Source organism: Shimia sp., from assembly GCF_022448905.1.
Lineage (GTDB): Bacteria > Pseudomonadota > Alphaproteobacteria > Rhodobacterales > Rhodobacteraceae > Shimia.
This window is the reverse complement of sequence record NZ_JAKVCW010000030.1, coordinates 1-9,256: the sequence shown is the minus strand read 5'-3', so window position 1 is coordinate 9,256 and position 9,256 is coordinate 1. Positions and strand designations below refer to the sequence as shown.

General features: G+C 57.9%; 10 protein-coding genes. 3 read left to right on the top strand and 7 right to left on the bottom strand.

The window, feature by feature from the left end:
* Positions 1–21: 21 nt before the first annotated feature.
* On the bottom strand, positions 22–183 hold the full coding sequence (locus tag MK208_RS20920; RefSeq protein WP_294119692.1) for a hypothetical protein: 162 nt from the start codon (positions 181–183) through the stop codon (positions 22–24).
* Between the two features lie 41 nt (positions 184–224).
* Here MK208_RS20920 and MK208_RS20915 point away from each other — a divergent pair, with 41 nt between their 5' ends.
* Complete coding sequence (locus tag MK208_RS20915; protein ID WP_294119691.1) at positions 225–938, top strand: TniQ family protein; 714 nt, start codon at positions 225–227, stop codon at positions 936–938.
* A gap of 193 nt (positions 939–1,131) precedes the next feature.
* A complete protein-coding gene (locus tag MK208_RS20910; protein ID WP_294119690.1) occupies positions 1,132–1,836 on the top strand; it encodes a hypothetical protein in 705 nt (234 codons plus the stop codon).
* Between the two features lie 151 nt (positions 1,837–1,987).
* On the opposite strand, the gene MK208_RS20905 is transcribed toward MK208_RS20910, so the two are convergent.
* Positions 1,988–4,270 (bottom strand): adenosylcobalamin-dependent ribonucleoside-diphosphate reductase, encoded by a 2,283-nt coding sequence (locus tag MK208_RS20905; RefSeq protein WP_294119689.1) that lies wholly within the window; start codon positions 4,268–4,270, stop codon positions 1,988–1,990.
* 180 nt (positions 4,271–4,450) lie between these two features.
* On the opposite strand from MK208_RS20905, the gene MK208_RS20900 reads away from it, so the two are divergent.
* Complete coding sequence (locus MK208_RS20900) at positions 4,451–4,882, top strand: DUF1489 domain-containing protein (protein ID WP_294119688.1); 432 nt, start codon at positions 4,451–4,453, stop codon at positions 4,880–4,882.
* A 143-nt stretch (positions 4,883–5,025) separates the two neighbouring features.
* On the opposite strand, the gene modC is transcribed toward MK208_RS20900, so the two are convergent.
* The 5 genes from modC to MK208_RS20875 all read right to left on the bottom strand — a co-directional run bounded on the left by modC (position 5,026) and on the right by MK208_RS20875 (position 9,131).
* Positions 5,026–6,111: a molybdenum ABC transporter ATP-binding protein gene (gene modC, locus MK208_RS20895; protein WP_294119687.1), complete on the bottom strand. Its 1,086-nt coding sequence runs from the start codon at positions 6,109–6,111 to the stop codon at positions 5,026–5,028.
* Complete coding sequence (gene modB / locus MK208_RS20890) at positions 6,108–6,803, bottom strand: molybdate ABC transporter permease subunit (RefSeq protein ID WP_294119686.1); 696 nt, start codon at positions 6,801–6,803, stop codon at positions 6,108–6,110. The genes modC and modB overlap by 4 nt, the downstream gene beginning before the upstream one ends.
* Positions 6,800–7,549 carry a molybdate ABC transporter substrate-binding protein gene (modA, locus tag MK208_RS20885; protein WP_294119685.1) on the bottom strand — a complete coding sequence of 250 codons (750 nt, stop codon included), beginning with the start codon at positions 7,547–7,549 and terminating at the stop codon, positions 6,800–6,802. The genes modB and modA overlap by 4 nt, the downstream gene beginning before the upstream one ends.
* A gap of 212 nt (positions 7,550–7,761) precedes the next feature.
* Positions 7,762–8,157, bottom strand: a complete 396-nt coding sequence (locus MK208_RS20880; protein ID WP_294119683.1) for a hypothetical protein — start codon at positions 8,155–8,157, stop codon at positions 7,762–7,764.
* Positions 8,154–9,131, bottom strand: a complete 978-nt coding sequence (locus MK208_RS20875; RefSeq protein WP_294119682.1) for a hypothetical protein — start codon at positions 9,129–9,131, stop codon at positions 8,154–8,156. Before MK208_RS20875 ends, MK208_RS20880 begins: the two co-directional genes overlap by 4 nt.
* Positions 9,132–9,256 lie beyond the last annotated feature (125 nt).

The following is a 9,256-nucleotide window of genomic DNA, read 5'->3' as shown; positions in this document are numbered from 1 at the left end:
ACTCTCCCTTATCAAATCACCCTAATTGGACCCATAGGTGCTGACGTCAGACAGAGATCGAGAGACGCTTTCCTCATGGCTGTCGCGATACGCATCGCATTTCCAAGTCGATGTAGCGACGCTGTGTACCGACAAAAGCACCTCTTTCAACGCAGTGTTGCGGCAATCGGACAACGCTCTCATGCATCTGCGGGACCATGGTGTCGACGTACCTGAAGAAGTGATTGCTTGGTCACCAAAGGCCGCAGACAACAAACAGCTGGAGCTTTGCGCTCATAGGTTCCCCGCGCGCGCCCTGTTTTTTTCCAGAAGTCCGCGGCTGCGTTCGCTGTCTGCTTGAAGACGCCCAGGAAGGTGTGGAAACCATGGCCCTACGCGGGCATTGGATGGTCCCTCATGTCTCCATTTGCCATAAACATAACACGTCCTTGCTACCACTTTGGCGCGAAGGAAATCGGATCCGTCGCTATGACTCCGCACCTCAATTGGCCCTACTGGCTCCCAAAGTTCTTGCCGGTGAAATGGAAGTTGGCTCCAGAAAGGCACTGCCCTTTGAACTCTGGGTTGAGAGCAGACTTAACGGCCACACGAACCCCAAGAACTGGTTGGACCAACACGCATTCCACGCCGCCGCCAACTTCTGCCGATATCTGGGAGCCGCACGGCTTCGACTGGAAAACATCCCTCTCGCCCGTGTGAAACCAAAACACCGCCCTGCTCTGTGTGAAATGGGGTTTCACGTTGCGCGACGAGGCGTAGCTGCCATTCAAGAGACTTTGGAAGAGCTTCAAAGTCAGCCTGGAACCCCACAAGACGGCGGAAAGGCAATTTACCCACTAATGTATGAGCGCTTGGCCTACGACCACCGCAATGACCCAGCATACGCGCCGTTCCAGAAGATATTGCGTGACCATATGGCAGCCACTTGGGCCCGGTGATGAACTGTTGGGGCATCCCGTCTATGAAAGACGGTTGCACTCCGTACGAACTGCAGCGCAGGCAATTGGGATTGATCAACGTCGCCTTCGAAAGGTCCTCGTCGCAAAAGACATTGTGCCGCCGGCAGAGTGCGGCATGCCGGACGCATGGCAGGTGTTTGACGCAGAACAGGCTACACCTTTGCTGTCGGGAATGACAAAGCTGATCAGCGCTAAAGAAATGGCCGACGCAATCAATGCAACGCGCTCTCAGTTCGATTTGCTTGTCGCTGACGGCGTTCTCAAACCAGAACTCACCGCTGGCAATGTGAAGGCTGTTTGGAACCCGGCAGATGGCCTCACTTTCCTGAACCAGGTACTCCGTGGTGCTGTCCAGCTTAGACAAGCGCAACACGGTTGGGAACATATCTCAAAAGCAGCGCAAAGGCTTAAAGTCGGCCCCGGCACAGTAATCGCCGCCATCTTGGAAGGAAGGATCGCGCGCGTTGCCAACAGGATGGGAAGCGAAGGGTATGCAGCCATCCACGTTTATCATGACGACGTTGTCGCCGCTCTGAAACCAATTGGGCACCAGGCAATAAACATCGAGGACTTCGCTAAGTCCGTTGGGATCAATCAGCCTTCAATTCTCAAGCGCTTAATAGAAGACGGTTTTGTCCAAACAACAGCGCTACAAAACCCAACAACAAAGGCCATGCAATCCTATTTTGAACCGCATGACGAAGTCGCGTTTCATGCCAAGTTCATGACGCCCAGGACACTAGCACAAGAAACCGGACAATCCTGGCAAAAGGTTACGCACCAACTCCGCGCAGCATCCATCCAGCCATTCTCAGTAAATGGGCAGCGCTACGGAAGCGTCTTTCTCAGGTCGGAAGTCCGAGCCCTCCTCTCGTAAACTCCCAACCCAAAAGCAGAAAAACGGCGTGAGATCAGTCTCGCGCCGTTTTTTTTGTTCACCGTTTTGGTGTTTTTAGGAAATCCGGAAAACTTATGGTGTGACTCTTGGAAAACCTATGAGGTAACTGACAACTGTTCCGCCAGTCGGCTTACCCGCACTTACTGTGGCCACAGCTGTTACAGGTCATGCAGCCTTCCACCATCTGCAAGCCAAACTCGCCACAGCTTGGGCAGGGCTTGCCACGGGGCGCGCCGCCCACAGCCATAACTTCAGCTTGCGGGTCGGACTTAAGCCCCATGCCCTCGCCCTCGATGAAACCAATCGCAATCATGTGACGCTCCAGCACGCCGCCAATCGCTGCAAGAATGGAAGGAATGTACTTGCCTTCCATCCAGGCGCCGCCGCGCGGGTCAAATACCGCTTTCAGCTCTTCAACCACAAAGGACACATCCCCACCGCGACGGAACACGGCCGAAATCATCCGGGTCAGCGCCAGCGTCCAAGCGTAATGCTCCATGTTCTTGGAGTTGATGAAGACCTCAAACGGACGGCGATGCCCATTGATAATCACGTCATTCACCGTCAGGTAAATCGCGTGCTCGCTGTCTGGCCACTTCAGCTTGTAAGTTGCGCCTTCCAAGCTCTGCGGACGCTCCAGCGGCTCGGACATGTAGATCACTTCGCCACCATCGGCCACGTGATCGGCTGGTTGCTCGCCCGGCGCCTTCTCGTCGCTTTCCGAAACCGTCAGAACCGAGCCGGTTACGTCGTTTGGACGATAGGTGGTGCAGCCCTTACAGCCCGTGTCCCAGGCCTGCATGTAGACGTCTTTGAAGGCGTCAAAGCTGATGTCTTCCGGGCAGTTGATGGTCTTGGAGATCGAGCTGTCGATCCACTTCTGCGCCGCCGCCTGCATGCGCACATGCGCCGCTGGCTCCAGGGTTTGCGCGTTCACAAAGTAGTCTGGCAGCTCCTTGTCACCAAACTTGTCACGCCACAATTGCACTGCGTAATCAACAACTTCCTCTTCCGTGCGGGAGCCGTCTTTCTGCAGAACTTTGCGGGTGTAGGCATAGGCAAACACCGGCTCGATGCCAGAGCTTACGTTGCCCGCATAGAGGCTGATGGTGCCGGTTGGCGCGATGGAGGTCAAAAGCGCGTTGCGAATACCGTGCTTGGCAATCGCGTCTTTCACGTCCTGATCCATGTCCTGAACCAGACCGCCGTTGACGTATTTCTCTTTGTCAAAGAGCGGGAAGGCCCCCTTCTCTTTTGCCAGATAAACAGACGCCAGATAGGATGCGCGCGCAATCGCTTTCATCCAAGCTTCGGTCTGCGCCGCTGCCTCTTCGGTGCCGTATTTCAGACCCAGCATCAGCAGCGCATCCGCAAGACCGGTCACACCAAGGCCAATGCGGCGCTTGGCTTGCGCTTCTTGTGCCTGTGCATCGAGCGGGAATTTGGACGCATCGACCACGTTGTCCATCATCCGCACCGCCGTGGCCACCAGATCGGTCAGCGCTTCTTCGTTCAGTTCCGCCGCTTTCTCAAACGGGTCGGTCACCAGACGCGCCAGGTTGATCGAGCCCAGCAGGCAGGCACCATAAGGCGGCAGCGGTTGCTCGCCGCACGGGTTGGTCGCTGCGATCTCTTCCACATAGGAGAGGTTGTTGCGCTGGTTGATACGGTCGATGAAGATCACGCCCGGCTCGGCGTAATCATAGGTGCCCTGCATGATCTTGTTCCACAAATCGCGCGCCTGCACGGTGTGATAAACCTTGTCGCCAAACACCAGCTCCCATGGGCCGTCCGCCTTCACCGCTTCCATGAACGCATCGGTCACCAGCACGGACATGTTGAACATGCGCAAACGGGCTGGGTCGGATTTCGCGGTGATGAAGGCTTCGATATCAGGATGGTCACAGCGCATGGTTGCCATCATCGCACCCCGACGGGAGCCTGCAGACATGATGGTGCGGCACATCGCGTCCCACACATCCATGAAAGACAGCGGGCCAGAGGCATCCGCCGCCACGCCTTTCACATCCGCGCCGCGCGGACGAATGGTGGAGAAGTCATAGCCAATCCCGCCGCCCTGCTGCATGGTCAGCGCCGCTTCTTTCAGCATGTCAAAGATACCGGACATGCTGTCCGGCACGGTGCCCATCACAAAACAGTTGAACAGGGTCACGTTGCGCGCGGTGCCCGCACCGGCAGTGATCCGGCCGGCTGGCAGATATTTGAAATCCTCCAGCGCGCCGTAGAATTTCTCTTCCCATTTGGCCGGGTCTTTTTCCACCTTGGCCAGGTCACGCGCGATGCGGCGCCAGCTGTCTTCCACCGACAAATCAATCGGCGTCCCGTCCGCCTCTTTGAAACGGTATTTCATGTCCCAGATTTGTTCTGCGATGGGGGCGGCGAAACGACTCATCGTTGGCTTCCTTGCTTGTGCTGCGCGTTGGTTTAGGGTTTTTTAATCTATATCAAACCAGCGTGATCTGACAACGGCCAAATATGGAAATTTCCGCAAGGAAACCACATTATTTTGGGGTTGAAGGTTGATACGCCCACTATATAATGTAACTTCCGTGCATAAATCTGTGGATAACCTGTGGGCAAAACCGTGCATCTTGTGAAACTTTCGGTCGGCTCGGAGAGCCCCGAAACCCTCGCCGCCTGGCAAGAGGCCAATAAAGCGCGCTTTCCGGATGGGCTGCCCCGCCATGTCACGCGCATGTGGCCTAAACGTGAGGCTGAAATCCTCAACGGTGGCTCAATCTATTGGGTCATCAAGGGCAGCATCCAATGCCGTCAGCGTATCCTACGTCTCGACGAAGTGATTGGATCAGACGGCATTCGCCGATGTGCCATTGTGCTCGAACCGGAGGTACAGCTGACCCAGGCCGCACTCAAGCGTCCATTTCAGGGCTGGCGCTATTTGAAAGTTGAGGACGCCCCTGCCGACCTCCCCGCCAACCGCGCCAATGATGATGTCTTGCCAGACGAGTTGAACCGCGCGCTGGCGGAAATTGGCGTGCTCTAACGCGATGCAACGGGCGTTGCGTTAACTGTTGCGCTCGCCCTGCCCCTTGGAAAACGCACCTCTGCGAAACAGCCGCGATACAGACAAAATACCGACGTGATTTTCGCCGTCTTTTTACCGTTTAACGCAGCAACAAAACGCCCTTAGCGCGTGCCAATATCCTGCGGCGCCACCGACACGGACTTCATCACCGCATAACAGGTCACGCCCTCCTCCAGCGCCAAAGCCGCCGCCGAGCGCCGTGTGATCCGCGCCAAAATCCGCCCTGCTTTGGTGTCCACTGACACAATCGCCCCAGGACCACCTCCTGATCGCACCGACTGCACCCTTCCCGCGACAATATTGAGTGCTGACAATCCCTTAGGCGCCTCTCTGGAGAGGATCACATCATGCGCTGCAACCCGCACGCGCACCTGATCGCCAATGGCATGGGACAGCTGCGGCAACATCAAAGCGACGCCGTTGGCGGATAACTCCGTCAGCCCATCTTCATGGTGCATAACCACCTTCGCGTCCAAAACCGCCCCAACAGCACGCGGCCCCATCGGCGTAAAGCTTGGATCAGACAGCACCTCCGCCGCCGGCCCGACCCGATCCACTTTGCCATCCTTCAGTGCCACCACCGTGGTCGCCAGCCGCGCCACTTCCGCAATCGAATGGGTAACATACAGAATAGGCAGGGAAAATTCATCCCGCAGCCGCTCAAAATACGGCAGGATTTCCGCTTTGCGCGGCTCGTCTAGGGCCGCCAACGGCTCATCTGCGAGGATCAATTTTGGCCGCGCCAACAGCGCCCGCCCAATGGCCACCCGCTGCTTTTCGCCCCCCGACAACTCCGCAGGCCGCCGTTCCAGCAAGCTGCCAATCCCGAGGATCTCCACCACCTGATCAAAGCTCGCGACCTCCGCCCGACCTTTGGCCAACCCATTGCCGTACAACAGGTTATTGCGCACAGTCATATGCGGGAACAGCCGCCCTTCCTGAAACACATAGCCCAGGCTGCGCTGATGTGGCGGCACCCAGCGGCCTGCCGCACTGTCGCTCAAAACCTCGCCATTGACGACAATCCGGCTCTGCGCAGGCCGGCTCAATCCAGCTACCGCATTGATCACAGAGGTTTTTCCGGACCCGGAACTGCCAAACAGAACGGTCAACCCCGCCGCTGCCTCAAAACTCACATCAAGGTCAAACCCCTGAAAGCCTTGGCGGATGTGCACTGCGACGCTCATGACTGTCCCACCTTCGCCGCGATCCGCCGTGCGAGCACTTCAGACAGTATTAACGCCCCCGCAGCCACAATAATGCTGACCACCACAAGCCGCATCGCCGCGGCTTCACCGCCCGGCACCTGCAAAAACGCGTAAATCGCGCTGGGTAAGGTCCGGGTTTGGCCGGGAATATTGCTGACAAATGTGATGGTTGCGCCAAACTCGCCCATCGCTTTTGCAAAGGCGAGCACCATGCCAGCCAACAGCCCAGGCAACATCAACGGCAATGTGACCGTGAAAAACACCCGCATACGCGTGGCCCCCAATGTCGCGGCGGCCTGTTCCAACTTGGGATCAATCGCCTCGATCGACAGGCGGATCGAGCGCACCAACAAAGGAAAGGCCATCACCGCCGCCGCCAGCGCGGCCCCGGTCCAGCGAAAGGCAAAGACCACGCCGATCTCCTTGAGAGCGCTCCCAACCACACCTTGCGTGCCAAAGGTCACCAACAACAAATAGCCGGTCGCCACTGGTGGAAGAACGAGCGGCAAATGCACCAAAACATTAACAAATTGCTTACCAAAGAACTCCCAGCGCGCCAGCGCGTAGGCCACAAAGACACCCGGCACCACCGCGCCCATCATCGCCCAGAACGCCACCTTGAGCGACAATCCCACGGCAGCCCATTCCTGGGGTCCCAGCCAGCCGCTCACTGTGCCTCCTCCAGCACCGTAAACCCACGTTGCGCAAAGGCATGCTGCGCCATCTGACTACCGAGATAGGTCATAAATTCAATGACTTCCGGCCGATCCCGCCCCACCACGATGGCCGCCGGATAGACTATCTCACTGTGGCTGGCCGCCGGAAACTGCGCCACAATTCGCACGCGGTCATCGACCATGGCGTCCGTGGTATATACGATCCCCGCGGAGGCCTCCCCCAAAGCCACCAGCGCCAAAGCCGCGCGCACATTGTCGGTCTCCACCACGTTAGGCTGCACCGCGTCCCAGAGCCCAAGCGATGTCAACGCTTCTTTGCCATAAATTCCCGCTGGCACCGCTTCGACCAGCGCCATGGCGACGCGCCCACTGTTTAAAATTTGAGACAATTCTGCGACATCAGCCTGTTCCAACGTCACCTCTGATGAAACTGGAACTACAAGAGATAAGCCATTTCCAAATAAGGACTTTTCTCCTTCATTGAGGAGCAATCCCTTGCCAGACAGGTAGTTCATCCAATTGACATTTGCCAACATAACCACGTCTGCGGGCGCGCCATACTGCACCTGTCTCGCCAAGGCAGAAGACCCTGCAAAGGACGCGACCACCTCATGCCCACTGGCCATTTCAAACCCGACGATCACATCGGACAAAGCTTCCTGCAAACTGGCGGCGGCAAACACGTTGACTTGCTCGGCCATGGCTTCAGACGATGCCACCGCCAAGCTGCTGAGTCCCATCAAGATCGCAAAGAGAAAAGATCGCAGCATGGAACCCTTTGGTCAGAATTCATTTGAGTGTCTGCATAGGCGTAGCGAATGACCCCCAACCTGCGCAAGGGGCTTTGGCATGGCAGACTGCTGCCAACGCCCCACAGCGCCGTGAAACACGGTAAAACGACGTGACGTGCAGCGCCCCCTTTCCCGAACCATTCTCAACCACATTCTTTGGATCAGGGTTGCCCATCGGTGACGGAATGGGCCAGTGGAAGAAGCGCGGGCAAGCCCACCGAAGCAAAATACCGCGACAACAGTTGATACTCCTCGCGTTGTGCCTGCTGCTGCTGCACTTGCATCACCGCCTGTGACCCTCCCACATCCGCCATCTCCGCTTCAAGTTCCGCGAGAATTTGATCCACCATGGCATTTTCATACAGCACGCCAGGCTGTTGCATAACGGCGTCGGTCACCATTGCCCCGCTCGCTTGTGGGCCCGCCGCCCCATTCGGCGACGCCTGCAAAATCGCCACCGCAGTTTGCGCATCAAACCCCAAATGGGTGACCAAATAGGCCAATCGATCGCTTGTCTGATCGACCTCAGGCGCCGCAAGCGCGCCAACGCCGGTCAACGCCCCCCCGCGGTTTCAGGCGCAATCTGGCCCGGCCCGGTTGGCATGGGCACAACACTGCCTTTTGGTTGGAAAAGTGCCACCTGGGCCTGCAAACGCTCCAGAGTTTCCAAAAGCAAGGCCAAATCATCCGATGACGGACTGTCGACAAAATTGCCGTCTGCCCCCCGCCAGGCCACGGCCCCTGCGTCACGTGAAGATGACACCCCAACGCCCGAGCCTTGCGCTTCAACAATCAGATCTTTCAACCCGGCCAGCTCTTGCCGCAATGTGTCTGCATCCAACACATCCGACGGGCTGGCCCCAAAAGGCGACAGAACCGGCTGAATCGCCAGGGGCTGCACCTGTACGGACGGCATGCTGCCCCCGGATACCAAAGCCGTTTGCGGTGTCTGCGCAGGATAGGTCAGCGGTGCCGCAGTGGTGGCCGGTGCGATACCCGAGGCCATGTTGGCGCCATACCCCGGGGCCACGACCTGTGGTTGCGGCATCGGCGAATTCCAGGCCGCCGGCTTTGTCATCCCGCCGGAGGTTTCCGCGTTTGGCACCGGCCAGCCTCGCGGCAACACCGCATAATCCTGCCGCGCCGCAATCCAGCGCAGATAGGCCGTCACGGCGGAAAATCCTTTTAACGACACGCGGGAGACCTCGGTCCCACCACGTCGTGTGCTCAGTTCACCGCCCGCCCCAAGCAGCAGCTCCAACTGCACATCCAGTGGCTGCAATATCCGTTCCGGCACCTGAATTTCCGACACCCCTTCGGACACAAAGAACATGTCACCGGCCAGGGCATTTTCCAATCGCATCTGCAGTTGGCCCCGGTCGGTCAAAAACACTTCCAACCCGTCCTTGCGCGCCGCACAGGCATAGGTGCGCGGGCGGCATATGACTTCAAACACATCCACATCCAGGCGCGGCGTCGGCGCAAACCGCGCGTAGCCATCCGGATCAAACCGGAAATACACGCCTTCCACCAGACCTTCTTGGAAACTGGGCCAGCCAAAGGCCCCGCGCAGGGCCTGGCGCGCCTCGCGGGCGCCAATGGCTGTCTGACGTCAGCACCTATGGGTCCAATTAGGGTGATTTGATAAGGGAGAGT

What these genes read in the sequence shown, in the direction of transcription:
- MK208_RS20910 (WP_294119690.1), top strand. Translation starts at nt 1,132, where the DNA reads ATGACAAAGCTGATCAGCGCTAAAGAAATGGCCGACGCAATCAATGCA.
- MK208_RS20905 (WP_294119689.1), bottom strand. Translation starts at nt 4,270, where the DNA reads ATGAGTCGTTTCGCCGCCCCCATCGCAGAACAAATCTGGGACATGAAA.
- modA (WP_294119685.1), bottom strand. Translation starts at nt 7,549, where the DNA reads ATGGGACTCAGCAGCTTGGCGGTGGCATCGTCTGAAGCCATGGCCGAG.
- MK208_RS20920 (WP_294119692.1), bottom strand. Translation starts at nt 183, where the DNA reads ATGAGAGCGTTGTCCGATTGCCGCAACACTGCGTTGAAAGAGGTGCTT.
- modC (WP_294119687.1), bottom strand. Translation starts at nt 6,111, where the DNA reads ATGAGCGTCGCAGTGCACATCCGCCAAGGCTTTCAGGGGTTTGACCTT.